The 25,869-nt window shown below is 59.8% G+C and carries 25 protein-coding genes; 10 read left to right on the top strand and 15 right to left on the bottom strand.

The features are described from left to right. Window positions 1–10: 10 nt before the first annotated feature. On the bottom strand, window positions 11–943 hold the full coding sequence (gene znuA, locus BMZ10_RS20965; protein ID WP_093466658.1) for a zinc ABC transporter substrate-binding protein ZnuA: 933 nt from the start codon (window positions 941–943) through the stop codon (window positions 11–13). 57 nt (window positions 944–1,000) lie between these two features. Between znuA and zur the strand changes: the two genes are divergently transcribed. The 4 genes from zur to BMZ10_RS20945 all read left to right on the top strand — a co-directional run bounded on the left by zur (window position 1,001) and on the right by BMZ10_RS20945 (window position 3,936). Continuing rightward, window positions 1,001–1,483 carry a zinc uptake transcriptional repressor Zur gene (gene zur / locus BMZ10_RS20960; protein ID WP_093466656.1) on the top strand — a complete coding sequence of 161 codons (483 nt, stop codon included), beginning with the start codon at window positions 1,001–1,003 and terminating at the stop codon, window positions 1,481–1,483. After that, window positions 1,483–2,289, top strand: coding sequence for a zinc ABC transporter ATP-binding protein ZnuC (gene znuC / locus BMZ10_RS20955; RefSeq protein ID WP_093466654.1), 807 nt, complete (start codon window positions 1,483–1,485; stop codon window positions 2,287–2,289). Before zur ends, znuC begins: the two co-directional genes overlap by 1 nt. Beyond that, window positions 2,282–3,064 (top strand): zinc ABC transporter permease subunit ZnuB, encoded by a 783-nt coding sequence (znuB, locus tag BMZ10_RS20950; RefSeq protein ID WP_093466652.1) that lies wholly within the window; start codon window positions 2,282–2,284, stop codon window positions 3,062–3,064. The genes znuC and znuB overlap by 8 nt, the downstream gene beginning before the upstream one ends. A 158-nt stretch (window positions 3,065–3,222) precedes the next feature. After that, a complete protein-coding gene (locus tag BMZ10_RS20945; RefSeq protein ID WP_093466650.1) occupies window positions 3,223–3,936 on the top strand; it encodes a PA5502 family lipoprotein in 714 nt (237 codons plus the stop codon). A gap of 199 nt (window positions 3,937–4,135) precedes the next feature. Here the strand turns inward: BMZ10_RS20945 and katE are convergent, their stop codons facing one another. Next, window positions 4,136–6,295 (bottom strand): catalase HPII, encoded by a 2,160-nt coding sequence (katE, locus tag BMZ10_RS20940; protein WP_093466648.1) that lies wholly within the window; start codon window positions 6,293–6,295, stop codon window positions 4,136–4,138. Window positions 6,296–6,666: 371 nt separating this feature from the next. Between katE and BMZ10_RS20935 the strand changes: the two genes are divergently transcribed. The 3 genes from BMZ10_RS20935 to BMZ10_RS20925 all read left to right on the top strand — a co-directional run bounded on the left by BMZ10_RS20935 (window position 6,667) and on the right by BMZ10_RS20925 (window position 9,188). Beyond that, a complete protein-coding gene (locus BMZ10_RS20935) occupies window positions 6,667–7,674 on the top strand; it encodes a methionine ABC transporter ATP-binding protein (RefSeq protein ID WP_093466646.1) in 1,008 nt (335 codons plus the stop codon). Next, entirely contained in the window at window positions 7,674–8,348 is a 675-nt protein-coding gene (locus BMZ10_RS20930) for a methionine ABC transporter permease (RefSeq protein ID WP_093466644.1), read from the top strand. Before BMZ10_RS20935 ends, BMZ10_RS20930 begins: the two co-directional genes overlap by 1 nt. Before the next feature lie 66 nt (window positions 8,349–8,414). Further along, window positions 8,415–9,188, top strand: a complete 774-nt coding sequence (locus tag BMZ10_RS20925; RefSeq protein ID WP_093466643.1) for a MetQ/NlpA family ABC transporter substrate-binding protein — start codon at window positions 8,415–8,417, stop codon at window positions 9,186–9,188. Window positions 9,189–9,749: 561 nt separating this feature from the next. Here BMZ10_RS20925 and BMZ10_RS20920 read toward each other — a convergent pair. The 4 genes from BMZ10_RS20920 to BMZ10_RS20905 all read right to left on the bottom strand — a co-directional run bounded on the left by BMZ10_RS20920 (window position 9,750) and on the right by BMZ10_RS20905 (window position 12,955). Further along, entirely contained in the window at window positions 9,750–10,382 is a 633-nt protein-coding gene (locus tag BMZ10_RS20920; RefSeq protein WP_093466641.1) for an SCO family protein, read from the bottom strand. Window positions 10,383–10,551: 169 nt separating this feature from the next. Beyond that, window positions 10,552–11,619, bottom strand: coding sequence for a COX15/CtaA family protein (locus tag BMZ10_RS20915; protein ID WP_093466639.1), 1,068 nt, complete (start codon window positions 11,617–11,619; stop codon window positions 10,552–10,554). Window positions 11,620–11,631: 12 nt separating this feature from the next. Beyond that, the gene (locus tag BMZ10_RS20910; RefSeq protein WP_093466760.1) at window positions 11,632–12,225 is read right to left on the bottom strand and encodes a hypothetical protein; all 594 of its coding nucleotides are present in this window, start codon (window positions 12,223–12,225) and stop codon (window positions 11,632–11,634) included. Then, entirely contained in the window at window positions 12,191–12,955 is a 765-nt protein-coding gene (locus BMZ10_RS20905) for an SURF1 family protein (protein ID WP_093466758.1), read from the bottom strand. Before BMZ10_RS20905 ends, BMZ10_RS20910 begins: the two co-directional genes overlap by 35 nt. Before the next feature lie 71 nt (window positions 12,956–13,026). On the opposite strand from BMZ10_RS20905, the gene BMZ10_RS20900 reads away from it, so the two are divergent. Beyond that, window positions 13,027–13,230: a twin transmembrane helix small protein gene (locus BMZ10_RS20900; RefSeq protein WP_093466637.1), complete on the top strand. Its 204-nt coding sequence runs from the start codon at window positions 13,027–13,029 to the stop codon at window positions 13,228–13,230. Between the two features lie 46 nt (window positions 13,231–13,276). Here the strand turns inward: BMZ10_RS20900 and BMZ10_RS20895 are convergent, their stop codons facing one another. From BMZ10_RS20895 to coxB, 4 genes are all read right to left on the bottom strand, one after another. Then, complete coding sequence (locus BMZ10_RS20895) at window positions 13,277–14,161, bottom strand: cytochrome c oxidase subunit 3 (RefSeq protein WP_093466635.1); 885 nt, start codon at window positions 14,159–14,161, stop codon at window positions 13,277–13,279. A 24-nt stretch (window positions 14,162–14,185) separates the two neighbouring features. Continuing rightward, the gene (locus BMZ10_RS20890; RefSeq protein ID WP_093466633.1) at window positions 14,186–14,749 is read right to left on the bottom strand and encodes a cytochrome c oxidase assembly protein; all 564 of its coding nucleotides are present in this window, start codon (window positions 14,747–14,749) and stop codon (window positions 14,186–14,188) included. A 1-nt stretch (window position 14,750) separates the two neighbouring features. Further along, entirely contained in the window at window positions 14,751–16,337 is a 1,587-nt protein-coding gene (gene ctaD, locus BMZ10_RS20885; RefSeq protein WP_093466631.1) for a cytochrome c oxidase subunit I, read from the bottom strand. Between the two features lie 64 nt (window positions 16,338–16,401). Then, a complete protein-coding gene (coxB, locus tag BMZ10_RS20880) occupies window positions 16,402–17,529 on the bottom strand; it encodes a cytochrome c oxidase subunit II (RefSeq protein WP_093466629.1) in 1,128 nt (375 codons plus the stop codon). A 371-nt stretch (window positions 17,530–17,900) separates the two neighbouring features. On the opposite strand from coxB, the gene BMZ10_RS20875 reads away from it, so the two are divergent. After that, a complete protein-coding gene (locus BMZ10_RS20875; RefSeq protein WP_093466627.1) occupies window positions 17,901–18,551 on the top strand; it encodes a hypothetical protein in 651 nt (216 codons plus the stop codon). A 154-nt stretch (window positions 18,552–18,705) separates the two neighbouring features. Here the strand turns inward: BMZ10_RS20875 and BMZ10_RS20870 are convergent, their stop codons facing one another. The 3 genes from BMZ10_RS20870 to BMZ10_RS20860 all read right to left on the bottom strand — a co-directional run bounded on the left by BMZ10_RS20870 (window position 18,706) and on the right by BMZ10_RS20860 (window position 22,413). Next, window positions 18,706–20,235: a SulP family inorganic anion transporter gene (locus BMZ10_RS20870; protein WP_093466625.1), complete on the bottom strand. Its 1,530-nt coding sequence runs from the start codon at window positions 20,233–20,235 to the stop codon at window positions 18,706–18,708. 140 nt (window positions 20,236–20,375) lie between these two features. After that, window positions 20,376–21,104 (bottom strand): carbonic anhydrase, encoded by a 729-nt coding sequence (locus tag BMZ10_RS20865; protein ID WP_093466623.1) that lies wholly within the window; start codon window positions 21,102–21,104, stop codon window positions 20,376–20,378. Between the two features lie 250 nt (window positions 21,105–21,354). Continuing rightward, entirely contained in the window at window positions 21,355–22,413 is a 1,059-nt protein-coding gene (locus BMZ10_RS20860) for a PA0069 family radical SAM protein (protein WP_093466621.1), read from the bottom strand. Between the two features lie 190 nt (window positions 22,414–22,603). On the opposite strand from BMZ10_RS20860, the gene BMZ10_RS20855 reads away from it, so the two are divergent. Continuing rightward, complete coding sequence (locus tag BMZ10_RS20855) at window positions 22,604–23,296, top strand: dual specificity protein phosphatase family protein (RefSeq protein WP_093466619.1); 693 nt, start codon at window positions 22,604–22,606, stop codon at window positions 23,294–23,296. 179 nt (window positions 23,297–23,475) lie between these two features. On the opposite strand, the gene BMZ10_RS20850 is transcribed toward BMZ10_RS20855, so the two are convergent. After that, on the bottom strand, window positions 23,476–23,763 hold the full coding sequence (locus BMZ10_RS20850) for a YheV family putative zinc ribbon protein (RefSeq protein WP_093466617.1): 288 nt from the start codon (window positions 23,761–23,763) through the stop codon (window positions 23,476–23,478). Beyond that, on the bottom strand, window positions 23,760–25,847 hold the full coding sequence (prlC, locus tag BMZ10_RS20845; RefSeq protein ID WP_177182175.1) for an oligopeptidase A: 2,088 nt from the start codon (window positions 25,845–25,847) through the stop codon (window positions 23,760–23,762). Before prlC ends, BMZ10_RS20850 begins: the two co-directional genes overlap by 4 nt. Window positions 25,848–25,869 lie beyond the last annotated feature (22 nt).

The following is a 25,869-nucleotide window of genomic DNA, read 5'->3' as shown; positions in this document are numbered from 1 at the left end:
AGCCCAGACGTTACAAACCCTCCAGACACCCCGCCAGATCATCCGCGAGTTTGCTCAGCAATTGCTCATAGCCCTGGGCAGTGGCTGGCGTGTACCCGCCCAGCGCGTCCAGCTCCGCCAGTTTGACCGGCAGACCGGCACTCAGCGTGTCGGCCAGACGCGGGCGCAAGGGTGGCTCGCTGAATACGCAGGTCTTGCCGAACTCGCTCAGGCGCGCGCGCATCGCGGCGACGTGCTGGGCGCCCGGCTGCACCTCGCTGCTGACCGCAAAGACACCGGCGTGCTTGATGCCATAGGCTTCTTCGAAGTAGTCGAACGCCTCATGAAAGACGAAGAATTTCTTGTCCGCGATGCCGGCCACGCGTTGCTTGATCTTCGCGTCCACAGCATCCATCCGCGCGTCGAACGCCTTCAGATTGCTGTCGTAGCGCGCAGCGTTGGCCGGATCCGCCTGGCTCAGATCTGCCGCCATTTTTGCCGCAATCACACGGGCATTCGCCGATGAAAGCCACAGATGCGCATCTACGCTCCCTGGGCGGTGATCGTGATCATGCTCGTCTTCGTCGCCATCATCGTGGTGCTCATCGCTGGCTGTGAAATGGCGCAGGTGCATACCCGGCAACGACTGAACGGCCACAGACGCCTGGGTCCGGTTAGCGAGCACGCGGGGGAGAAATGTCTCCATGTCCGGGCCGATCCAGTAAAGCAGATCGACCTCCTGCACGCGCCGTACGTCGGATGGACGCAGCGCGTAATTATGCGGCGACGCCCCCGGCGGCAGCAGCACTTCGGGCACGGCGATGCCATCCTGCACGGCCGCTGCAATCAGCTGTAGCGGCTTGATGCTGGTCAGCACACGAACGTCGGCCTGGGCTGTAGCAATGTAGGAAAAACCGGTGATGAATACGACAAAAAGTAAAAAAAGTCGGGACACGATGACCACTCATTGGGGCAGGAACGGGTAACATAATAACGTCTCTCACAATAGCCGTCGCCGCCCATGTCTAAAACACCGTTGGCCAGTCGCCCTCACGATCACTCTCACTGCGTGCACAGTGCGCTAGCTGAAGCCGATGCGCTCTGCGCCGGTAAAGGCCTGCGTCTGACCGCTCTGCGTCGTCGCGTTCTGGAGCTGGTCTGGCAAAGCCACAAGCCGCTCGGCGCCTACGACATCCTCGCGGTGCTCAGTGAAGAAGACGGTCGTCGCGCCGCGCCGCCCACGGTTTACCGTGCGCTGGACTTCCTGCTGGAGAACGGGTTGGTGCATCGCATCGCGTCGCTCAACGCATTCGCCGGCTGCAATCACCCTACGCACGCGCACCAAGGCCAGTTCCTGATCTGTCGCGAGTGCCATGCCGCCATTGAGTTGCAACACGCGGCCATCAGCGCATCCATCGTGGCAGCGGCCAATGAAGTCGGCTTTGCGGTGGAAACCCAGACGGTCGAAGTCGTCGGAGTGTGTGCTGGTTGCAAGGCTGCTTGATGAGCGACGCACTGATCCGCTTGAAGGACGTCAGCGTCACGCGTGCCGGCCAGAGCGTGCTGGAAAACATCCAGCTGAGCGTCAGCCCCAGCGAAATCGTGACGCTGATCGGGCCCAACGGTGCAGGCAAGACCACGCTGGTGCGCGCGGTGCTCGGCTTGCTCAAAGCTGACACCGGCGAGGTCTGGCGCAAGCCAAAATTGCGCATCGGCTACATGCCGCAAAAGCTCCACATCGACGCGACGTTGCCGCTGTCGGTGCTGCGTTTCCTGCGGCTGGTGCCAGGCGTGGACCGCGAGACCGCATTGGCGGCGCTGGCGGAAGTCGGCGCTGAAAAAGTCATCGACAGCCCGCTCCAGGGTATTTCCGGAGGCGAGATGCAGCGCGTACTGCTCGCGCGAGCGCTGCTGCGTGAACCTGAATTGCTGGTACTCGATGAACCGGTGCAAGGCGTCGACGTAGCCGGGCAAGCGGAGCTGTATGCACTTATTACCCAGCTTCGGAATCGCCACCGGTGCGGTGTGCTGATGGTCTCCCATGATCTGCATCTGGTGATGAGCACCACTGACCAGGTGGTCTGCCTGAATCGGCACGTCTGTTGTTCCGGCCATCCGGAGCAGGTCAGCAATGATCCGGCGTTTGTCGAGCTGTTCGGTCAGAACGCAGCGAGCCTGGCGATTTATCACCATCATCACGATCATGCCCACGACCTGCACGGCGAAGTCTGCCAACCCGCAGCGGCGCATGACCACGATCATTCCCACCCTCACGACCACAGTCACGGAGATAGCTGCAAGCATGGCTGATTTTCTACTCTATGCCTTGCTCGCAGGCCTTGCTCTGGCGGTCGTGGCTGGCCCGTTGGGGTCCTTCGTGGTCTGGCGGCGGATGGCGTACTTTGGCGACACGCTGTCGCACGCTGCATTGCTTGGGGTGGCACTCGGCTTTCTGCTGGATATCAGCCCGGCCATCGCCGTCACGGTGGGCTGCTTGTTTCTGGCCATCGTGCTGGTCACGCTGCAACAGCGTCAGCCACTGGCGTCGGACACCCTGCTCGGAATTCTTGCGCCAAGCACCCTGTCGCTGGGGCTCGTGGTCCTGAGCTCCATGCGCGATGTCCGGATCGATCTGATGGGCTATCTGTTTGGTGATCTGCTGGCGATCAGCCCAACTGACCTGTCATGGATTCTCGGCGGCAGCGCGGCGGTGCTCATCCTGATCTGCGCGCTGTGGCGTCCGCTGCTGGCGATCACCGTTCATGAGGAGCTTGCAACCGTCGAAGGCTTGCCAGTCGCGACCTTGCGCATGGCGTTGATGTTGCTGATTGCCGTGGTCATCGCCGTCGCAATGAAAATCGTGGGGGTTTTGCTGATTACCTCGTTGCTGATCATTCCAGCGGCTGCGGCTCAACGCCACGCCCGTTCTCCTGAGCAAATGGCACTGGGTGCCAGCGTCATCGGGGTGATCGCAGTCTGCAGCGGGCTGGCGTTGTCCTGGTTCAAGGACACGCCGGCGGGCCCTTCTATTGTGGTGTCTGCAGCGGCGCTTTTTTTGCTCAGCTTCGTTTTGCCCAAGCGGTAGAACCTTGTGCAGCAGTCACAGTCATATTCGGCAATAAATGCATGGCGGCAATGTGCAATGACCGTTCGCATCGCCCCCTGATAGTGATCAGTTATTTTCGGTGCAAGGCACTTATGTGTAGACTTGCTCGTTTTTTGCGCAAATAGAGAATCGCAGGAATGAAGCCGTTCGCATCCCGTTATCTGCTGCTTGCTGCATTTTCCGTCCTGTTGGTCGCCTGCCAGAGCAAGCCTGTCGAGCCTCCTGCTCCCGCCGCGGCGCCGGATGCGTATCAGCAGCTGGAACAGAACATCGCAAGCAGCGAGCTGGCGACCGCTGAAGATCAGCTGGCCGCACTGCAAGCCAAATCCCCCGATGATCCGCGTCTTGAGCAGTATCAGCGTCAACTCGCCGAGGCCTACCTGAGCCGCAGCCAGATCGTCCTGCAGAAGGGTGACGTCAACGCCGCGGCAACGGCGCTGAGTCGCGCTCGCGCACTGATGCCCAAGGCACCTGCTCTAACCAGCGGTGTGAACGGCGCCATCGCCCACGCCCGTAAAGCCGAGCTGGACAAAGCCGAAGCCGAACTGAAAGCGGCTGAAGCCAGGCGCACCGCCAAGGTCATCGATCCGACCGTGGAAAGCACCACCATCGAGTTGAACATCCGCGACTCCAGACAACTCCGTCGTCAGCTGAACGATATCGCCGCCGACGTGGCCGCGTTCAACTGCGAAGTGATCGTGCAGGTACCGCGAACGGACGATTATCCTTGGCTGGCCACGTTGCTGACCAAGCGCGTGATGAAGATCAATCCAGACTTCGAATTGCAGATTCAGCGTGAGATCGAGAAGACCGAGCCAGCTCAGATGATTCTGAAACCTGCCCCGCTCTGATCATTTTTTGATCAAACAAAAAGGCGTTGCCCTCACAGGCAACGCCTTTTTTATAACTGCAACGCATTTTGAAGCACGCTTGCCCGGTCTTGGACAGGTACATCCGACTCGAATGTGTCGAATGTATCGTCGTTCGCAGACAAGCGCGGTTCTGCATCTCAGCACTCATCCAGACAAGATGAGGCGTGCGATGCTGCTATCAAGCCGGAATCGCTTTGGCTTTAGGCTCCCGCGCCCAGACCCGGTGCTGCTTGATGGCGTCAAAGAAAGTCGCGAACGACTTGCTGTCCGACACGGCGAGCAGGCCCGCATCAGCCTCAAGACGCAGCAAGTCGATCAATTCCTTCGCGTCGCCGGCGTAGGCGATTGCCTTGAGATGCTTATAGGCCTCAAGCACATAATGCAATGCCACGCCGTCGCCCATCAGCGCTTTCACAGACGCCGCGCCGCCGGGAATGAAGACCGCGTCAAAAGCAATCGATGGCAGGCCTTCAGCAGAAGCATCCACTGCCAGAGTCCCGCCGTCAGCGGTTTTCACCGGTGCAGAGGTCGGCCCAAGCACCTTGGCGTGCGCCGCCTCGGCTTCAAGGGCTGCCTTCATGGTCGCAACAGCTTTGTCGTCGACACCGTCAGCCACCAGAATCGCCACTTTGCGCGAGGCGATGTCGCCTGGCAGCAAATTGACCTGGCTAAGCAGCGGAGACTTGTCCACCGTCGGTTTGCCGGATTTCTGCGGCGTGACGGTCGGAGCCGTCGGTGCCGGCAGACCCAGGTTTGTAGCGACGCGCTGTGCCAGGGTCAGATCGATATTGGCGAGAATCTCGTTCACTTGTCGCGCACGGATGTGCTCACGATCGACCTTGCCCAGCTCAAAACTGTAGGCCGCGATGATGTGCTCTTTCTCATGCTCGCTCATGCTGTTGAAAAACAGCGTGGCTTGCGAGAAATGGTCCGCGAAGGAAGGGCTGCGCTCACGCACCTTGTGCGCTTCGACGCGCTCCTGATACGTCTCGAAGCCGCCATCCTGGGGACCAGCCGGCGTTTCCTTCGGCCAACCGCCGTCAATGGAATTCGGCTCGTAGGACGCGCGCCCCTTGTCGATGGTCATGCGGTGCTGCGCATCGCGCTGGCCGTTGTGATTCGGCGAAACCGGGCGGTTGATCGGGATTTCGTGGAAGTTCGGTCCGCCCAGTCGGCTGATTTGCGTGTCGGTGTAGGAGAACAGCCGACCTTGCAGCAGCGGGTCGTTGGAGAAGTCGATGCCTGGCACCACGTGGCCTGGGCAGAAAGCGACCTGCTCGGTCTCGGCAAAATAGTTGTCGGGGTTGCGATTGAGCACCATTTTGCCCAACGGCGTGACCGGCACCATTTCTTCCGGAATGATCTTGGTTGGATCGAGCAAATCGAAGTCGAACTTGTGCTCGTCTTCTTCGGCGACGATCTGAACGCCCAGCTCCCATTCCGGGTAGTCGCCCATCTCGATGGACTCCCACAGATCGCGGCGGTGGTAATCGGTGTCTTTACCGGCCAGCTTCTGGGCTTCGTCCCACAGCAGCGAACAGGTGCCGTATTTAGGCTTCCAGTGGAATTTGACGAACGAGGACTTGCCCTCGGTATTGATCATGCGGAACGTGTGGATACCAAAGCCCTGCATGCTGCGCAGGCTTTTTGGAATGGCGCGGTCCGACATGGTCCATAGCACCATGTGCGCAGATTCCGGAACCAGCGAAACGAAGTCCCAGAACGTGTCGTGGGCCGATCCGCCGGTAGGAATTTCGTTGTGCGGCTCAGGTTTTACGGCATGCACAAAATCCGGAAACTTGATGGCATCTTGAATGAAGAATACCGGCATGTTGTTGCCGACCAGATCGTAATTGCCTTCATCGGTGTAGAACTTCACCGCAAAGCCGCGCACGTCGCGAACGGTATCGCCCGAGCCGCGTGGTCCTTGAACGGTGGAAAAACGCACGAAAACCGGTGTCTTTTTCCCCGGGTCGCGCAGGAATTCTGCCTTGCTGAGTGCCGAATGGTTCTCGTAGCTCTGGAAGTAACCATGGGCCGCGGTGCCGCGCGCGTGAACGATCCGCTCAGGAATACGCTCGTGGTCAAAATGCGTGATCTTCTCGCGCATGATGAAATCTTCGAGCAGCGAAGGGCCGCGACTTCCAACCTTGAGCGTGTTCTGGTTATCGGAGACTTTGACACCCTGATTGGTGCGCAGGGCCTGGCCAGTGGCGTCGGAGCGGAACTGCTCCAGACTGTCGAGCTTGGTGTTGGTGTTGCCCCGGTCCAAAGTGTCGGTGCCGGCAAGTTCGCTTTTCGGTGTTGCGCTGACGGGTGTGGGTTTATTTGTAGCCATCGGACAAAAACTCCTCGGTTCAGGCGGCTCTTTTCTCGTTCTTCCGTGGGCGAAAGGCGGTGCGAGCTCAGTAAGCAGGAACTTCCCTTACAGCCCTCAGGGAAATTTCGGCGCTTATGTAGTGACTGAGGATGAAAACGGCCGTTCCGTGTTTTTTTCGACCTTTGGTCTACCGTTGCTTGAATTCGACGTTATGACCGTTGAGCAGGTCCCGCGCGAAATAAATGCTAAGAATGATGGGCCCAACCCCAGCCCGACAGGCTAAAATGCGCGCCCGGTTTACCCAGCCGAGGCCGAAATGGCATCGCCCAGCAGCGTATTCGAGCTTCCTCGCACGCTGAATTTCTACCGCGCCCCACAAGGTTCGCTAAGTGATCGAGTTTCATAACGTCCATAAAACCTATCGCGTCGGCGACAGGGAAATCCCCGCACTGCACCCCACCAGCCTGCGGGTCGAGAACGGCCAGGTGTTTGGTCTGATCGGCCATTCCGGCGCTGGCAAAAGCACGATGCTGCGTCTGATCAATCGCCTCGAAGCTCCGAGCGGCGGCACGATTCTGGTCGATGACGTCGATGTCACCGCTCTGGACGCCGACGGCTTGCGCGGTTTCCGCAGGCAGGTCGGGATGATTTTTCAGCACTTCAACCTGCTGTCATCTAAAACCGTCGCCGATAACGTTGCCATGCCGCTGACTCTGGCCGGAGATATGTCCCGCGCGCAGATTGATCAGCGAGTGGCTGAATTACTGGCGCGTGTCGGTCTGGCCGACCACGCAAAGAAATACCCGTCACAGCTGTCTGGCGGTCAGAAACAGCGCGTCGGCATCGCCCGTGCTCTGGCGACCAAACCGAAGATTCTGTTGTGCGACGAGGCCACCAGCGCCCTCGACCCGCAAACCACGGCATCGGTGCTGCAATTGCTGGCAGAGATCAATCGCGAGTTGAAGCTCACCATCGTGCTGATCACCCACGAGATGGACGTAATCCGTCGGGTGTGCGATCAGGTCGCGGTGATGGACGCGGGCGTGATCGTGGAGCAGGGCGCGGTGGCCGACGTGTTCCTGCACCCTAAACACCCGACCACGCGCCGTTTTGTACAGGAAGACGAGCAGGTCGATGAAAACGAGCAGAGCAGCGACTTCGCCCATGTCGAAGGTCGCATCGTGCGTCTGACCTTTCAGGGCGATGCGACCTACGCGCCGCTGTTGGGCACCGTCGCCCGGGAGACTGGTGTGGATTACAGCATCCTGGCCGGACGCATCGACCGCATCAAAGATACGCCTTACGGGCAACTGACACTGGCCATCACCGGTGGCGACATGGAGGCCGCGTTCGCGCGCTTCACCGCAGCTGACGTTCACATGGAGGTCCTGCGCTGATGGATACCCTCACCACCCTGTTTTCCAACGTCGACTGGTATGAGATATGGGTCGCGATTGGCGACACTTTGATCATGCTCGGCGTCTCACTGGCGTTCACCGTTCTGCTGGGCCTGCCGCTGGGCGTGCTGATGTTTCTGACATCGCCACGTGAGTTGCTTGAGAACAAACCGGTCTACGCCACTGTAGGCCTGATCGTGAACATGCTCCGGGCGCTGCCTTTCATCATTCTGCTGATCGTGATGATGCCGCTGACCGAAATCATTACGGGCACTTCGCTGGGGATTCTTGGCACGCTGCCTCCGCTGATCGCCGGCGCCACGCCGTTCTTTGCCCGTCTGGTGGAAACTGCGCTGCGCGAAGTGGATCGCGGCATCATCGAGGCGGTTCAGGCGATGGGCGCGACCACGCGGCAGATCATCCTCAAAGCGCTGCTGCCGGAAGCGCGGCCGGGCATTCTGGCGGCGATCACTGTCACCGCTATCGCACTGGTGTCGTTCACGGCAATGGCCGGCGCAGTGGGTGCAGGCGGTCTGGGGGACCTGGCGATTCGCTACGGTTACCAGCGCTTCCAGAACGATGTGATGTTCGTGACGGTCGTATTGCTGCTGGTGCTGGTGCAGATCCTGCAAACCGTGGGCGACAGACTGGTCGCGCACTTCTCGCATCGTTAATTGAATGAGCCGGTCGCTGACCGGCAGGTGTTCGCCCAAGAGCGGGCATTTCAGGAGTAGAAACGCATGAAAAAGCTGTTGGCCATCTTCGCTGCAGTGGCTGCATTTTCCGCCCACGCCGATGAAACCCTGACCGTCGCGGCAAGCGCTGTGCCTCACGCCGAAATCCTCGAGTTCGTGAAGCCGACCCTGGCCAAAGAAGGCGTGACGCTGAACGTGAAGGTCTTCAACGACTATGTTCAGCCCAACGTACAGGTCGATCAGAAGCGCATGGACGCCAACTTCTTCCAGCACCAGCCGTATCTGGACGAGTTCAATAAAGGCAAGGGCACGCACCTGGTGAGCGTCGCGAAGGTTCACGTGGAACCGTTCGGGGCGTACTCGGACAAGATCAAGAACCTGGCAGACCTGCCTGACGGCGCAACCGTCGCGCTGCCGAACGATGCGACCAACGAAGGGCGTGCATTTCTGCTGCTGGTCAAAGCCGGTCTGATCACTCTGAAGGATCCGTCCAGCATCACCGCCAAACCAAGCGATGTGTTGCAGAATCCAAAGGCGCTGAAATTCCGCGAGCTGGAAGCGGCCACGCTGCCACGCGTGCTGACTCAGGTTGACCTGGCGCTGATCAACACCAACTACGCGCTGACCGCCAAGCTCGATCCGACCAAGGACGCGCTGATCATTGAAGGTCAGGAGTCGCCCTACGCCAACATCCTGGTGACCCGCGAAGACAACAAGGATTCGCCTGCCATCCAGAAACTGGTCGCTGCGCTGCACAGCCCGGAGACCAGGCAGTTCATCGAGACCCAGTACAAAGGCGCCGTAGTGCCGGCGTTCTGATCGGACGAATCTTTCGTCGCAAAAAGCCGACTTCGACCTCGGCCAGTGCGCGATCCAGGTAGGAGTGAGCCAGTTTCTTTCACACCTGCTTCGATTAACGCGTACCCGACGCCTTCCCGGCTAAAGCCGGTCCGACGAAAAACTCGCGGCGTCTGTAGGACCGGCTTCAGCCGGGAAGCGGCCGGTGCAGGCAGTGGCGATCTAGCTTCTGGAAGTCATGAGTAAGCTTGCCCTACAGGTTTTGTGGCCTGGCTCGATACCAGTCAGCGCCGCGTAGCCCTTGTAGGGGCGCGCTTGTTCTGGGCTGCACTCGGACGATCGGCTGCGCAGTCGCAAAACCAGCCACCGCGTTATGCCTGACACACCGTGTTCACCGGTTTTGCTGCCGGTCCCCGGCAGATCGCGGGCAAGCGCGCTCCTACAGAAAATTCGGGAATGCCCGAAGATCCCCGTAGGAGCGCGCTTGCCCGCGAAGGCTTTCTGACAGTCGACATCATTGTCACCGGGATGCCGCCTTCGTGAGCAAGCCTCAACACATCACGATCCGCCCTATCGTCGGATTCATTGCTTCTTGAGCAGGACCGGCAATTGAGCCACCAGTTTCTGGTTGTTCAGCGGTGCACGGATGAAGCCGCGTTGCGTGCCGTCGGGGCCGAGGAGGGCTAGGTTGCCGCTGTGATCGACCGTGTAGTTGGGTTTGCTGGTGTCGGCAGGAATGAACGGAATGCTCACCGCATTGGCGAGCTTCTGAATGTTTTCAACCGGCGTGGTCAGGCCAACGAACTGTTTGTCGAAGTAGCCCAGGTACGTCATCAGTTGTTGAGGCGTGTCACGATTGGGGTCGACGCTGACCAGCACCACACGCAGTCTGCCCGCCGCCTCTTCAGGCAACTCGCTTTTTATCTGCCGCAACTGCGCGAGCGTGGTCGGGCAGATGTCAGGGCAAAAGGTATAGCCAAAAAACAGCAGGGTCCACTTATCCTTGAGGGAGTCGAGTGACACCGGCTGGCCGTCCTGATTCGTCATCTGCAGATTCGGGACCTCCCGGCTTTGTGGCAGCAGAATGATGCCCGCATCGATGAGCGCGGTCTGATCACCTTGATCTTTACCGGACAACACTCGATTGACGGTCAGGCCCAGCACCACAGCGACGATGGCAACCAGGATGAATACGGTTTTCTGAGTTCGGGTCATGGATTCGGCATCAAGTAATGATCACGAGCAGCGCGACGAGCACCCTCAGCGGCGGTGAATCGGAGCCGACCGGAACAGCGATCGTCGCGCGCAACAGCGGCCACGGTACATCAGCAGGGCCCGTCGCCGAAAGTGATCCGCGCCTCAGCGCTCACACTCGCACACAGAATCAGCGATGCGGCCCGAGGTGCAAAAGCACATGAGCCTGTTGCCACCAGTTCGATGCCTGGCGGGGGGCGAAGGCAACCAGCGGCCCGACGCGGTAATTGATCAGCGTCAGGGTCAGCATCAATGCAGCACCTCCGGCGTTATGGGCGACGGCCAACGCAAGCGGCAGATGCAGCACGACATTGCCGACCCCCAACGCGATCTGCAGGCTCAACGCAGATACCAAGAGCGCCGCCATGCCTCTGAGCCCCAATCGGTACAGCGCGAAGGCCAGCGCCGACAATGAGAACGTCACCAGCAATGCGCCGATTCGGTGGGTGAGGTGTATGGCGGTGCGCGCATCGCTGTCGAGCTTGCCGCCCAAATAGTTGGGGCCAATGTGTTGGGTCAGGTGAAAGCCGTTCGCGAAGTCGGTATCCGGCCACCAGCGGCCCTGACAGGTGGGCAGATCCAGGCACGCCATCGCCGCGTAATTGGAGCTGACCCAGCCACCCAGCGCGATTTGCAATCCCACCAGCACCAGACCTGCCACGGCCATGCGCCGCAGACGCTGGCCCTCGGGCGTGGTAGTCAGCGCCATCGGTGCAAAGCGCCCGCTCAGCCGCAGGGTGAGCAAGAACAACAGGCTCAGCGTCGACATGCCGCCCAGCAGATGCGCTGTCACCACTTGCGGCCACAGCTTGAGCGTCACCGTCCACATGCCGAAGGCGGCCTGAGTGACCACCAATGCGAGGAGTAACAGCGGCAATCCCACGGGCTGCCCGACGATGTGACGCCGATGCCAGGCCTGAACGCCCAGCATCATGATCAGCAGCGTGAGCCCTCCGGCGAAGTAGCGATGCACCATCTCGTTGTGGCCCTTGGCGGCCTCCACCGGTGTGTCGGGAAATCTGACTTCTGCATGGGCCAACTGAGCTTCGGTGCTGGGCACGCTGATGAAGCCGTAACACCCCGGCCAATCGGGGCAACCCAGACCTGCATGGGTGAGCCGGGTGTAGGCACCGAGCAGCACGACCACCAGCGCGACTACCGTGGCGAGCAGTGCGAGACGAAATCCTGGCCGGGTCATGGCGCCTGCTCCTTAGCCGATGTTCGACAGTTTCAGCAGTTGACGAAGGTCGATGAGCACATTCTTGCCTTTGACTTGCGCGCCATAGCGCAACACCAGATTGCCATGGGGATCGACGATCCACAGTTGCGGCAGCTCGATACCCGGCGCCATGCGCCGATACCGCTTCACATCCAGCGGGTAGCGCTGAAGCTGCGGGTATTCGCGCGCAAGTGTTGCCTCAAACTGCGCCGTAAGCGGTTGCGCCGCGCTCAACGCATGGCTCGCACGCGACGCGTCTCGGCCCAGGCCGATCTGGATTTGCCGCGCCAGGTACACCAACTGCTGGCAATCGGCGTCGCACTGTTGCGGCGCAGTCACCAGCATCTGCCAGCGCGTCTCGTCCGACTGCACGCCGAGCTCGACGCGGCTTTCGCCATTGCCGATGAGTTCGCCATGAAAACTGCGGCTCTCCGGAACCCAGAACTTGAACGTGTACATGCAGGTGGCGAGCACCATCGGCCCGACCGCCACGAGCAGCACGAGGATCAACTGCAATCGACCCCGGCGACGTCTGATCGATGAGCCAGCGTCAGACGTGCTGGCTGGATTCATGGTGGTCCCCATGTGGCGTCTCCTTGTTCTTTTTGTGTCTGGCTGTTGCCGTCGGGTTGAAGCCCAGATAGAGATAAAGACCGAACAAAGCCGTGGCCATCGCGAACCACTGCACGGCGTAGCCCACATGCTTTTCCGGGCCCATGGCGACCACAGGCCAATCGGTGCGATAGGCAACAGGTCCCGCTTCGAGCCGCAGCTCATGGGCATAGCCGTCCCGATGCAACTCAGACCAGACCGCCGCAGGATCAAGGGCCGTGATCAGCCTTGGCCAGCGCTCGCTCCTGGCGTCCGGATGCAGCTGGAAGGTCGCTCCCGGCGCCACATACACCCAGGCGTCGAGGATGTAACGCTGAGCCGGCGTGTCGAACTGCGCAGGCAGCCGTCGATCCGGCCAAGGCAACCACCCTCGATTGACCATCAGCCAAAGCCCACTCGCCTGATCATGGAACGGCTGAATCAGCTCTACTCCGGCCTTGCCCTCGCGCGTGCTGTTGTCCAGCAAGACGGTGTGTTCGGCATCGAACGTGCCGCGCAACTGCACACGCCGATACGCCGGGTCGGCCACCGCGGACAGCAAATCGACAGCGACCGTAGGTGCCGCCCGGCGCTCGGCGTAGCTGGCGAGCATCTGGCGTTTCTCTTCACCTCGGCCCAACTGCCAGAAACCCAGCCAGATCAGCAGCGGCAACAGCGCAAAAACGACCAGCGTCGGCAACACCCCAGGGCGAAAGCGTTTCATCACGCCTCCGGTTTCCATGGGTGAGCCGCACCTATACTCCGTTGCATAGCGTTTGCTCCTGGAGTCGCACCATGCTCAAAGCCGCGATTGTTCTGATGCTCGTTGCCACAGTGGTCAGTCTGTTCAGCGGCCTGTTCTTTCTGGTCAAGGACGACGCTTCATCGACCCGCCTGGTGAAAGCCCTGACTGTGCGCGTGTGCTGCGCAGCGATCACGCTGGCGCTGATTGGCTACGGGTATTTCAGCGGGCAACTGGTCTATCACACGCCGTGGTGAGCGCGTTTACGCCTGCGGTTTTCGCGTCAGCTCAGTCACCCGGCATTCACAGCACGTAGACGAAAACGAATAACCCCACCCACACCACGTCGACAAAATGCCAATACCAACTGGCGGCCTCGAATCCGAACGGGTGCTCGGCATCGAAATGCCCGCGCAGAATGCGCATCAACATCACGAACAGAATGACCGTGCCGATGGTGACGTGTGCGCCGTGGAAGCCGGTGAGCATGAAGAACGTTGCGCCGTAGATGCCTGAACCCAGCGTCAGGCCGAGCTCTGTGTAGGCTTCGTGATATTCCATCGCTTGCAGCGCGAGAAACGCCACGCCCAACAGGATGGTTGCCGCCAGCCATAGCTTCAGCGCGCCACGATAACCTTTTTTGAGCGCGTGGTGGGCGATGGTCACGGTCACACTGGAGCTGACCAGCAGAACGGTATTGATCAGCGGCAGATGCCAGGGATCGATGACTTCCTTCGGCGGCACGAACATCGCCGGGTCGGGGGTATGCAGCAGTGGCCAGGCGTACTGGAAGTTCGGCCAGAGCATGTGTGCGATGCCTTTCGCCCCTTCACCGCCCAACGCGGGGCCGGCAATCACGCGCACATAAAAAAGCGCGCCGAAGAAGGCCACGAAGAACATCACTTCCGAGAAAATGAACCACCCCATTCCCCAGCGGAACGAGCGATCCATCTGAGCGCTGTAAAGCCCGGACCGGCTCTCTTTGACGACGGTGCTGAACCAGCCGAACATCATGTATGCCACGATCAGCACACCGATGGCGAAGATGACAGGGCCGTGGGAGTCACGTGCCGCCTTCATGTCGATGAACCAGGTACCCAGGCCATACATCGTGGTGAACATGCCGATGGTGGCGATGATCGGCCATTTGCTCTGCGCGGGGACGTAATAGTGCTCATGGATTGCCATCGTCTGTCTCTCCTGGCCTGAGGCCTAGCCGCCATTGCCCGCCTCTGTTTTAGGAACGGGCGGCATGCGAGCGGTGATATCGAACAGCGTGTAAGCGAGCGTCAAATGTTTCACGTCCGCGGGCAGATCGCGGTCGACAATGAAACGCACCGGCATTTCGATCCTCTCGCCCGGCTGCAGCATTTGCTGGGTGAAGCAGAAACATTCGGTCTTGTGGAAATACACGGCGGCGATGCTGGGTGAAATGCTCGGCACTGCCTGCGCGGTCATCGGCCTGTCGCTGGGGTTCTGGGCCACGAACAGCATTTCGCTGACCTCACCGGGATGCACATTCATCTCCTCGGCCTTGGGGAAGAACCCCCAGACCATGTCGGCGGAATTGGTCGACACAAACTGCACGCGCACCTGTCGGCTCTCATCGATCTGCTGCGCCTGGGTGTAGCGTTCGCCAGTCTTGCCATTGATACCCAGTGTCTTGCACATCACGTCATACAGCGGCACCAGCGCGAAACCGAACGCGAACATCGCGATCGCCAGCAGCAGCAGGCGGGTCACCAGTCGCTTGTTCGGCTGCAAGGCATGGCTCATGTCATTTCACTTCCGGTGGCGTGACGAAGGTGTGATAGGGCGCCGGCGACGGCACGGTCCACTCCAGGCCGTCTGCTCCGTCCCAAGGTTTGGCCGGCGCAGGCGGACCACCGCGAATGGTCTTGATCACGATGAACAGGAAGAAAATCTGCGTGGCGCCAAAGGTGAATGCACCGATCGACGACACCATGTTGAAGTCGGCGAATTGCAAGTTGTAGTCCGGCACCCGACGCGGCATCCCGGCCAACCCGACAAAATGCATCGGGAAAAAGGCCATGTTCATGCCGACGAACGACAACCAGAAATGCAGCTTGCCCAGGGTTTCGTCGTACATGTGGCCCGTCCATTTCGGCAGCCAGTAGTAGGCCGAAGCGAAGATGCCGAAGATTGCGCCGGGCACCAGAACGTAGTGGAAGTGAGCCACCACGAAGTAAGTGTCCTGGTACTGAAAATCTGCAGGCGCAATGGCCAGCATCAGCCCGGAGAAGCCGCCGATGGTGAACAGGATCACGAACGCCACGGCAAACAGCATGGGCGTCTCGAACGTCAACTCGCCCTGCCACATCGTGCTGACCCAGTTGAAGACCTTCACCCCGGTTGGTACGGCAATGAGCATGGTGGCGTACATGAAGAACAGCTCGCCCACCAAGGGAATGCCCACCACAAACATATGGTGAGCCCAGACGATGAACGACAGGAAGGCGATGCTCGCCGTGGCGTAGACCATTGAGGTGTAGCCGAACAGCGGCTTGCGCGAGAACGCCGGAATGATCGAACTGACCGCGCCGAACGCGGGCAGGATCATGATGTACACCTCGGGATGGCCGAAAAACCAGAACACGTGCTGGAACAGCACTGGATCGCCACCGCCCGCTGCGCTGAAGAAACTGGTGTGGAAATGGATGTCCATCAGCATCATCGTCACGCAGCCGGCCAGCACTGGCATCACCGCGATGAGCAGAAACGCCGTGATCAGCCAGGTCCAGACGAACAGCGGCATTTTCATCAGGGTCATGCCTGGCGCGCGCAGGTTGAGAATGGTGGCAATGACATTGATCGCGCCCATTATCGAGCTGATGCCCATCAAGTGAATGGCGAGGATGAAATACGTCACGCTTTGCGGTGCGTAAGTGGTTGAAAGCGGCGCATAGAACGTCCAGCCAAAATTCGGTCCGCCGCCCGGCGTGAAGAGCGTGGACACCAGCAACAGGAACGCCGCCGGCAGCAGCCAGAAACTGAAATTGTTCATGCGTGGAAGCGCCATGTCCGGCGCGCCGACCATCAATGGAATCATCCAGTTGGCAAGGCCGACGAAGGCGGGCATGACCGCCCCGAAGACCATCACCAACCCATGCATCGTCGTCATCTGATTAAAGAATGCGGGTTCGACGATCTGTAATCCGGGCTGAAACAGCTCGGCACGAATTACCATCGCGAATGATCCGCCGAGCAGGAACATCGAGAAGCTGAACCACAAGTAAAGTGTGCCGATGTCCTTGTGGTTGGTGGTCAGCACCCAGCGCATCAGCCCCTTTGCCGGGCCGTGGACATGGCCTTCGTGGCCATGGTCGTCAATCACTGCACTCATGTCCTGTCTCCTGCGAAACATTGACGGGAGGAACCATCCATTCCGGCCATACCCAGTTGACTGCTCATTTGGCAGCCGCCTGCTTCAGCGCCAGCACGTCTTTGGGCGTGACCATATCGCCCGTGTTGTTACCCCACGCATTGCGCTCGTAGGTCGCAACTGCGGCGATGTCCACTTCCGAGAGCTGCTTGCCGAATGCCGCCATTGCTGTGCCCGGGCGGCCGTTGAAAACGGTCTTGAGGTGTTCTTCTTTAGGACCGAGGGCGGTTTTGGAGCCTTTGAGCGCCGGGAACATCGGCGGCAGCCCTTGCCCTTCCGCCTGATGACAGGCTACGCAGGTGGTGTGATAGACCTTGTCGCCCTGAGCCATGAGGTCCGCCAGGGTCCAGTCCTTGCTGGTCAGCTCTTTGAGCTTCGCGACTTCTTCCTTGCGGCCGGCCAGCCAGGTGTCGTAGTCGGCCTGGCTCTTGGCTTCCACCACGATCGGCATGAAACCGTGATCCTTGCCGCACAGTTCCGAGCACTGGCCGCGATAGATGCCAGGCTTTTCGATGCGGGTCCACGCCTCGTTGACGAAGCCGGGAATGGCATCGCGCTTGACCGCGAACGCCGGCACCCACCAGGAATGGATAACGTCGGCAGCAGTGACCAGAAACCGGATTTTCACCCCCACGGGCACCACCAACGGCTGGTCAACCTCAAGCAGGTAGTGCTCGCCCTTCGCTTCCTGGTTATGGATCTGATCGGCTGGCGTTGCCAGATTGCTGAAAAACTCGACGTCCTGACCTAGATACTTGTAATGCCATTTCCACTGATAACCGGTGATCTGGATATCCAGTCCGGACTCCGTGTTGTCGTACATCTGGATGAGGGTTTTGGTGGCAGGGATGGCCATGACCACAAGAATCAGCAGCGGCACGATGGTCCAGAGAATCTCGACCCTGGTGCTCTCGTGAAACTTGGCGGCCACTTGGCCGGTCGAGCGGCGGTGAACGATCATCGACCAGAACATCGCGCCAAACACGACGATGCCGATCACCACACATATCCAGAAAATGGTCATGTGCAGGTCGAAGACCTTATGGCTCACCTCAGTCGCTCCAGGCGCCATATTCGTGGTCCAGGCAGCGTGTGCCTGGCCGAATACCCACCACAACAGGAGCCCCATCCAGATATATGGATGTCGCACCATTGCGATTTCCCCTCTTGTTCTTCTTATCGTTGCCAGCAGTCACATGCGGGCGAGGGAGCGGTCGACAAGTTGCAAGGGGACCGGGGCCAGGCCAGCTTCACAGTTCCGAGTTCATCAGAAAGCCATTCACTGACCCGAGTATAGACACGGTGCAATCGGGCGCACGGGGTGGAGAATTCGCCAATTCGAGCTATACGTGTGCGCGTTTACTGAGGGAAATCATGCCAAAGGCGCCGAAATTGACGTTTTAATAGCCGATGCACATAAGTGTGAAACTGTTATGACAATTACGTCTTAGCGCCGTAGATAAGCAGGCTAACGTATGACTTCCCCTATAATAACGGCCTGGTTTTTTGCCCAACGGAGTATTCATGAACACCGCCGCATTGCGCGAGCAGATCACACGAGCACAGGAACACGAGACCCGAACCGGTCAGTTATTGCGCCAGCTGGAAATGCAACTTCCTCATCTGCACCCTGCCATTCACCTTCCTGACGTCGACGCCCGAGGCGTACTGGCGCGCTTTGTCGTCGCCTACATCGAACAAGTACCCGACCTGCTCGACGCTGCCCATGAAGTGGCGCTTCAGGCCGGCATCGAGAGCCAGATCAAGCCGGTGCTGAAGATCGCTGAACAGTTCTTCAGCGCCCCGCCAGCCATCATGGCCGGTCACGAAGGCCTGGACGGCCTGCTGGACGAAGCCTATCTGGCGCATCGTCTGGTGGAAGAGGTCAACGACCTCTACATCGTGCACTTCGGACAACCTCTGATCCCGGTGAACACTACAGTCGCCAGCGTCATTGCTCACCAGTTGATCGGGGAGGAATTTGCCAATCAACTGGACGAAGTGGTGCACCACGCCATCGATGAAATGCTTGATGAAGACAGCTTTTCGTTGGAGTCGGTCGAAGCCTATCGCGAACGCCTTGTCAGCCCTGACACCGAAGCGGCCTGGAAGCGCTGGCCGAGTCTGTCGCGCCAATTGGGCGTTGGCCTTGAAATGGAATGCGCCAAGGATTGATGAGTCAGGTCGCAGCGCAAAGTTGATGCTGCCGACTGTCCCCCCATGGAAGCGAGCTTGCTCGCGAAGAGGCCGGAACATCGGATATGCCTCTGTCGTTTCGCAAGCAGGCTCGCTCCCGTAGGAGAGGGTGAAGAGCCGGATCACCCTGACATCAATGAAGCGCCGCGCCACCTATAGAAGTACGAATCCGCCCTTCCACTCGCCGCTTGAGCAAGCGCTGCTCAAGCAGCAGTCGCGACCCCTGAGCCGCGTTGGCGCGCCCCCATTCCTCAAGCAGCTCCAGGCATGAATGATCGATGTAGCTGAGATTGCTCAGCGGCACGTGCAACGTGGTGCCCGCAGGCACTGAAGCCAGCGCCTTTGTCAGCGCGGGGACCTTGAGGAACGTGGCCGCACCGGTCAGACGCAGTTCCATCTCGCCTTCGGTAGGAAGGTCCACCAGATTGATTTTAAGACGCGATGCATTCAGCGCCAATTTCACCAGCGTCAGACCGAAACCGATCAACACCCCGGTCAGCAGATCCGTGGAGATAATCGCGGTCGCCGTCGCACCGTAGATGAACATCGGCATACGTCCGTAGCGACCCAAGCCCCGCAGCGCTTTGAGGTCGACCAGCTTCACACCGGTGAAGACCAGCACACCGGCGAGGCTCGCGACGGGAATGCTTTGCAGCACGCTGGACAGCAGCAGCACGAAGGCCAGCAACCACAAGCCGTGGAACATTGCAGACAGACGGGTTTTCGCACCGGCCTGGACGTTTGCGGAGCTGCGCACAATGACGCCCGTCATTGGCAAAGCGCCCACCAGACCGCACAGCATGTTGCCAACGCCTTGCGCACTCAGTTCCTTGTCAAAGTCCGAACGCTGGCCGTCGTGCATGCGATCCACGGCAGCCGCCGACAAAAGCGTTTCGGCGCTGGCGATGAATGCCACTGCAATCGCTGCAATCAGAATTGTCGGATCCGCCAGGTTCAGCAGATCGGAAGGAGTCAGCCAGTCGATCGCTTCGGCAAGGTTAGCCGGCACTTCCACGCGCTTGACCTGCAAGTTCATCGCAAGGCTGACCGCCGTGGCGATCCCGACGCCCAGCAACGCGCCCGGCACGAAACGCAGCGCGTGGGGCTTGCGCTTTTCCCACAACCACATCACGGCGATCGTGCCCAGGCCCAGCAAACCAGCCTGCATGCCGCTTCCCGGCCCGATGGCGCCCAATAGCGTCTGCGGGAAGGCAATCAGGTTATCCAGCCCGGAAGGTTTCGGGCCGCTGTCGAACATCACATGGACTTGGGAGAGCACGATCAATACGCCAATGCCCGCCAGCATGCCGTACACCACGGCTGGCGCGGTGACGCGAAACCAGCAGCCAAGCCTCAGCCGACCCGCGAGCAGTTGCAGCACGCCCGCCATTACAAGAATGGGGCCCAACATCGCCATGCCGTGCTCGCGAACGAGTTCGAACACCAGCACCGCAAGACCCGCGGCCGGGCCACTGACCTGCAAGGGCGAGCCGGCGAGCCAGCCCACCACCAGACCACCGATGATTCCGGTGATCAAGCCTTTGGCTGGCGGCATGCCCGACGCGATCGCAATACCCATGCAAAGTGGCAATGCCACCAGAAACACCACCACGGAAGCCAGCAGCTCCCGAGGTAACAAAGCTTTCAGATCTGTAGAAGCCATGACGACTCTCCGGTAAATCTTCAGACGTGACAACGCCCGACGGCACGCGCAAAGCGCGGCCGCTACGAGCTTGAATGAGGTTCGAACCGTCAGCTGTGAAGTGGATTCACGGGCTCTTGGGTGTGATCAGCGAGTGATCGTCAATAGCGCTTTCGAGGTGTCGCCATCGGGATCGAGTGTTCGCCATCGAGGGGCAGGAATGTTCCTTGTTCGGCATCGTAGGCCCGGATTTCACTGGTTTCGATGTCGTATACCCAGCCATGAATGAACAACTGGCCACTGGCGATTTTCGACGCGACAGAAGGGTGGGTCTGCAGGTGACGCAGCTGGGCGATGACGTTTTCTTCGGTCAGCACGTGCATGGTTTCGTGCTCGCCTGTGCAACTGCAGTTGTCTTGCACCACGGTCTTGGCGACCTCGGCATGACGCAGCCAGGCTTTTACGGTCGGCATGCGTTCCAGGGTGTCTGGATTGAGAACCGCACGCATCGCGCCACAATCGGAGTGGCCGCAGATGATGATGTGGTGCACGCCCAGCGCCAGCACGGCATATTCGATGGCGGTCGACACGCCGCCGTTCATGGGCCCGTAAGGCGGCACGACGTTGCCCACGTTACGTGTGACGAACAGGTCGCCAGGGGAGCTTTGAGTGATGAGCTCGGGCACGATGCGCGAGTCGGCGCACGTGATGAACATTGCTTTTGGATGCTGTGCGGTGGCGAGTTTCTTGAAGAGCTCTTCCTGTTCAGGGAAGACGTCTTGGCGGAAGTGCTTGAAGCCATCAACGATGTGCTGCAGCGCTGCATCGGCGGAATCTGTAGTCGAGGTGCCTGCCGAGGCAGCCGACTGCGGTTTATCCTGGTTACTCATGTCTGATCCTCACTGTCGGATTGAAGTGGATATTCCAGTGTTTCCCGGGGGATGACCCACTTTTTTTCTGGCATTACGGACAATTCCCTTTGCACGCGACCAGCCGGTCACTTGCAGTTACCCTAGCGGTCCAAACTTAATTGAAACTGAATGCATCGCTCTAGACCGCGGGTTCCGCTTAAGAAAATCTTAATTGATGCAAGCCAGGCGCCTATACCTCAGCTGCAATACAGTTAAGACGCCCGCCGAGTCACAGCAACGACATCTGTCCTCCCGGCGGGCAGAAGGCCTCGCAGTCGAGCCGGAAACGCTCGCGGCGGTTCAGCCCCAGTTTCTTCACCGCGATACTGTAACGCTGCGCCAGCAACTCTGCGAACACACCTTCGCCGCGCATACGCGAGCCAAATCGGCTGTCGTAAACCTGACCGCCGCGGCTCTGCCGGACCAGACTCATCACGTGTTCCGCCCGCTGAGGATAATGCGCCTGCAGCCACTCCTCGAACAGCGGCGCCACCTCCAGCGGTAACCTCAACATGACGTAGCTGGCGCTCAGGGCTCCAGCCTGTCTGGCCTCGGCCATGAGTTTTTCGAGCTCCATGTCGTTGATCATCGGAATGATCGGTGCCAGCAGCACGCCGACCGGAATGCCCGCGTCGCGCAGCACCCGGATCGCCCGCAAACGGGCCTTGGGCGCGGCGGCGCGCGGTTCGAGGATGCGTTTCAGCTCGTCGTCCAGCGATGTCAGGCTGATGAACACCGAGACCAGGTTCAACTTCGCCAGTTCCCCCAGCAGATCAAGGTCGCGAAGGATCAGCGAGCCTTTGGTGATGATGGTTACCGGGTGCCGGAAGCGCAGCAGAACTTCCAGCGTTGCGCGAGTGATCTTGTATTCGCGCTCGATGGGCTGATAGGGATCTGTGTTCGCGCCCAAGGTGATCGGCGCAACGCTGTAGCCCGGTTTCGACAGTTGCTGCTCCAGCAAGGCTGCAGCGTTCGTCTTGGCGATCAGCCTGGTCTCGAAGTCCAGCCCCGGCGACATGTCCCAATAAGCATGGCTGGGTCTGGCGTAGCAATAAATGCAGCCATGTTCGCAGCCTCTGTATGGATTGATCGACCGGTCGAAGGGAATATCGGGCGAGGAATTGCGCGCAATGATGCTTTTGGCGGTTTCATGCGTGACCGTCGTGCCTTGTGTGACCGGCACTTCCTGATACCAACCGTCGTCCTCGGCGACCGAGCGATTTGGCGCAAAGCGGTTATGCGGATTCGTTGCGGTACCGCGGCCGCGTGGGGGTATTGAGATGGACATGCGAGCCTCTCGATAACTGTCTATTTATACAGTATCCCGAAACAACGCTCGCCTCCATGTGCACGGCAGAAATAATCCGCAGCGCCGATCAACGGCCACAACAAAGCTTTGACGCGTGTATTACACGATGTTGACCTCGTGCACCACAGACTCGCCGCATCCTAACCTGCCGCCCTGCACGGTGTCTCCGATGCGAAAATGCTTGCTCGTCTCTCCTGTTCTGCCGAAGGTCATTGTATTATTGCTCGGCGTCTCGCTGGCCAGTCTCGCATCGGCCGCGGACCCCGTTTCCCTTCCGACGCCACGTCCCGATCAATGGGCTCAGCCGATCGACCCGCATTACAACCTCTACCGGATCACGCCCACGCTGTACCGCAGCCGTCAGCCTGACGTGGCTGCGCAGCCGTTGCTGGAAAAACTGGGCATACACACCGTGGTGAACTTCATCAAAGACAGTGACAGCGCATGGCTCACCGACCCCTCCGTGCGGCAAGTGCAGATCCCTCTGCAAACCGTGCACGTCGACGATGCCGACATGCTGCAAAGCTTGCGCGCGATACAGTCGGCGCAGCAGAACGGACCAGTCCTCATCCACTGCAAACATGGCCTGGATCGCACCGGGCTGGTGGCCGCCATGTATCGAATCGTGATTCAGGGCTGGACCAAACAAGCCGCACTGGATGAGATGGAACACGGCGGTTATGGCGATGCTGACAGCCTGAAACACGCCATCGACTACATCAACAGGGTTGATGTGGGTGCACTGAAAGCGGCTCTCGACAGCGGCGCATGCAGCACCAGCGCGTTTGCCGGTTGCGCAGTAAAGGGGTGGTTTCAGAAGACCGATGTGGTCGGCGTGCAAACGATTCTGTGGCGGTTGTGACCTGCAGATTCCTAATCGGCTCCGTCGACGAGATTCTTGTCTCGGAACCATGTGCTGACCTGCACTCAGCACATCGAAGGCAAAATTTCTTCCGGCTACATCAACGGCGCGAGATAACTGAAACCCACACGAAAACGGGACACCCGACAGGTATCCCGTTTTCGTTTACTGGCGTCGCTTCAGCTCGGATCAATCGGCTTTTTCAGCTTCGGATTAGGGAAGAACTGCACGCCCTGCACCTTGGGGTCTGCCGGTTTGACCGGCGCCTTGTTGACGCGCGTGCCCAGCTCCTTGGGGATCGACTGCCCCTGAGCGTTGAGCGTGTCCGAATACCCGCAGTGCACGCATTCACGATGAGGCACGTCGTCTTCGTTCCACATCATCAACTTGTCAGGCTCGCTGCACGCCGGGCAGACAGCCCCGGCGATAAAGCGCTTTTTGGTAATCACTGGCGGTGTATCGGTCATGCTGCCGCTTCCTCACTCAAGCCGGAATGGCGCAAGAGTGCGTCAATCGAAGGCTCGCGTCCGCGGAAGTCGACGAACAGCACCATCGGCGCCTGTGAACCGCCACGGGCCAGGATCGCTTCGCGGAAGGCGCGGCCGGTTTCGGCATTGAGCACGCCGTCCTCTTCGAACTTCGAGAACGCGTCGGCCGACAGCACTTCTGCCCACTTGTAGCTGTAGTAACCCGCCGCGTAACCGCCCGCAAAGATGTGCGCGAAGCTGTTGGGGAAGCGGTTGTAGGCGGGCGGACGCATTACCGACACCTCGTCACGCACGCCTTCGAGCACTTGCAGCGTGCTGCGGCCATCGCCGTGCGTTGCGTGCAGTTCGAAATCGAACAGCGAGAACTCAAGCTGACGCACCATCATCAGGCCGGACTGGAAGTTCTTCGCGGCGAGCATCTTTTCCAGCAGATCCTGAGGCAGCGGCTCGCCAGTCTCATAGTGGCCGGAAATCAGCGCCAGGCCTTCAGGCTCCCAGCACCAGTTTTCCATGAACTGGCTTGGCAGCTCGACCGCGTCCCACGCCACGCCGTTGATGCCAGAAGCGCCCGCGTGCTCCACGCGCGTCAGCAAGTGGTGCAGGCCATGGCCGAACTCGTGGAACAGGGTGGTCACTTCATCGTGAGTCAGCAGCGCAGGCTTGCCGGGGGCAGCCGGCGTGAAATTGCACACCAGATTGGCAACCGGACTTTGCAGAGCGCCGGTTGAGGTGCGACGACGATCGCGAGCGCCGTCCATCCAGGCTCCGCCTCGCTTGTTGGCGCGGGCGTAAAGGTCGAAGAAGAAACGACCTACGTGCTGGCCGTTTTCCTTGATTTCAAACAGGCGAACGTCGGGATGCCAAGTGTCGAAGCCTTTCTGCTCGGCAATTTCGATGCCGTACAGCTTCTGCACGATAGCGAACAGGCCAGTGAGCACTTTGTCGATCGGAAAGTAGGCGCGCAGGGCTTCCTGAGAAACGCTGTAACGCTGCTCGCGCAGCTTCTCGCCATAGAAACCGCTGTCCCAGCTTTGCAGATCCGGGCAACCCTGTTCGGCGGCATAGGCTTTGAGCTGTTGCAGATCCTGAGCGGCGAACGGCTTGCTGCGCTTGGCCAGATCGCGCAAGAAGCTGAGCACTTGATCGCTGGACTCCGCCATTTTCGTCGCCAGGCTCAATTCCGAAAAGCTGGCGAAACCCAACAGCCTGGCCAGTTCCTGACGCAGGTCGAGGATTTGCTCCATGACCGGGCCATTGTCGTTTTTGCCAGCGTTGGGGCCCTGATCAGAGGCGCGGGTGCAATACGCCGCGTAGACTTCTTCACGCAGGGCGCGGTCTTCGGCGTACGTCATGACGGCGTAGTAGCTCGGAAACTCCAGCGTGATCAGGTAGCCGTCCAGGTCCTTGGCTTTGGCAGCCGCAGCCATTTGTGCCTTGGCAGAATCGGTCAGACCGGCGAGGGCAGCCTCGTCCGTGACATGCTTGGTCCAGGCTTGAGTCGCATCGAGCAACTGGTTGGAAAACTGGCTGCCCAGCTCCGACAGCTTGCTCTGCACTTCGGCGTAACGCTTCTGTTGTTCTGGCGGCAGGTCGATGCCGGACAGGCGAAAGTCACGCAGCGAGTGTTCCAGAATGGTTTTTTGCGCGACATCGTAAGTCGCTGCTTCCGGGCTATTGGCCAGCGCTTCGAACGCCTGGAACAGCTCACGGTTCTGGCCCATTTCGGTCGAATAGGCGCTCAGCGCTGGCAGGCACGACTCGTAGGCTTCGCGCAGCTCGGCACTGTTGCACACGGCATTCAGGTGGCTGACCGGACTCCAGGCAGCGCCCAGACGATCGTTCAGCTCGTCCATCGCCAGCACCAGGCCGGCCCATGTAGGCTGCGAACCTTGCTTGGCAAGGATGTCGGCAATCGCTGCGCGGTTGTCGGCGAGAATCTGGTCAATGGCTGGTTTTACGTGCTCGGCGCGGATCGCCGAGAAAGGTGGCAGGTCGTACGATTGCAAAAGAGGGTTGTTCGCGCTCACGGTTTGGCACCTTGGCTGGAAGAAACACCCAAGCATCTTAATTACAATCGGCGCTGAC

Source organism: Pseudomonas sp. NFR16 (genome assembly GCF_900108875.1).
Classification (GTDB): Bacteria; Pseudomonadota; Gammaproteobacteria; order Pseudomonadales; family Pseudomonadaceae; genus Aquipseudomonas.
The sequence above is the reverse complement of the archived record's forward strand: the minus strand, read 5'-3'. Positions and strand labels throughout refer to the sequence as shown.

Coding starts and splice junctions, on each gene's coding strand:
- zur (WP_093466656.1), top strand. CDS start 1,001: ATGTCTAAAACACCGTTGGCCAGTCGCCCTCACGATCACTCTCACTGC.
- znuC (WP_093466654.1), top strand. CDS start 1,483: ATGAGCGACGCACTGATCCGCTTGAAGGACGTCAGCGTCACGCGTGCC.
- znuB (WP_093466652.1), top strand. CDS start 2,282: ATGGCTGATTTTCTACTCTATGCCTTGCTCGCAGGCCTTGCTCTGGCG.
- BMZ10_RS20945 (WP_093466650.1), top strand. CDS start 3,223: ATGAAGCCGTTCGCATCCCGTTATCTGCTGCTTGCTGCATTTTCCGTC.
- katE (WP_093466648.1), bottom strand. CDS start 6,295: ATGGCTACAAATAAACCCACACCCGTCAGCGCAACACCGAAAAGCGAA.
- BMZ10_RS20930 (WP_093466644.1), top strand. CDS start 7,674: ATGGATACCCTCACCACCCTGTTTTCCAACGTCGACTGGTATGAGATA.
- BMZ10_RS20925 (WP_093466643.1), top strand. CDS start 8,415: ATGAAAAAGCTGTTGGCCATCTTCGCTGCAGTGGCTGCATTTTCCGCC.
- BMZ10_RS20920 (WP_093466641.1), bottom strand. CDS start 10,382: ATGACCCGAACTCAGAAAACCGTATTCATCCTGGTTGCCATCGTCGCT.
- BMZ10_RS20915 (WP_093466639.1), bottom strand. CDS start 11,619: ATGACCCGGCCAGGATTTCGTCTCGCACTGCTCGCCACGGTAGTCGCG.
- BMZ10_RS20910 (WP_093466760.1), bottom strand. CDS start 12,225: ATGGGGACCACCATGAATCCAGCCAGCACGTCTGACGCTGGCTCATCG.
- BMZ10_RS20905 (WP_093466758.1), bottom strand. CDS start 12,955: ATGAAACGCTTTCGCCCTGGGGTGTTGCCGACGCTGGTCGTTTTTGCG.
- BMZ10_RS20900 (WP_093466637.1), top strand. CDS start 13,027: ATGCTCAAAGCCGCGATTGTTCTGATGCTCGTTGCCACAGTGGTCAGT.
- BMZ10_RS20895 (WP_093466635.1), bottom strand. CDS start 14,161: ATGGCAATCCATGAGCACTATTACGTCCCCGCGCAGAGCAAATGGCCG.
- BMZ10_RS20890 (WP_093466633.1), bottom strand. CDS start 14,749: ATGAGCCATGCCTTGCAGCCGAACAAGCGACTGGTGACCCGCCTGCTG.
- ctaD (WP_093466631.1), bottom strand. CDS start 16,337: ATGAGTGCAGTGATTGACGACCATGGCCACGAAGGCCATGTCCACGGC.
- coxB (WP_093466629.1), bottom strand. CDS start 17,529: ATGGTGCGACATCCATATATCTGGATGGGGCTCCTGTTGTGGTGGGTA.
- BMZ10_RS20875 (WP_093466627.1), top strand. CDS start 17,901: ATGAACACCGCCGCATTGCGCGAGCAGATCACACGAGCACAGGAACAC.
- BMZ10_RS20870 (WP_093466625.1), bottom strand. CDS start 20,235: ATGGCTTCTACAGATCTGAAAGCTTTGTTACCTCGGGAGCTGCTGGCT.
- BMZ10_RS20865 (WP_093466623.1), bottom strand. CDS start 21,104: ATGAGTAACCAGGATAAACCGCAGTCGGCTGCCTCGGCAGGCACCTCG.
- BMZ10_RS20860 (WP_093466621.1), bottom strand. CDS start 22,413: ATGTCCATCTCAATACCCCCACGCGGCCGCGGTACCGCAACGAATCCG.
- BMZ10_RS20855 (WP_093466619.1), top strand. CDS start 22,604: ATGCGAAAATGCTTGCTCGTCTCTCCTGTTCTGCCGAAGGTCATTGTA.
- BMZ10_RS20850 (WP_093466617.1), bottom strand. CDS start 23,763: ATGACCGATACACCGCCAGTGATTACCAAAAAGCGCTTTATCGCCGGG.
- prlC (WP_177182175.1), bottom strand. CDS start 25,847: ATGCTTGGGTGTTTCTTCCAGCCAAGGTGCCAAACCGTGAGCGCGAAC.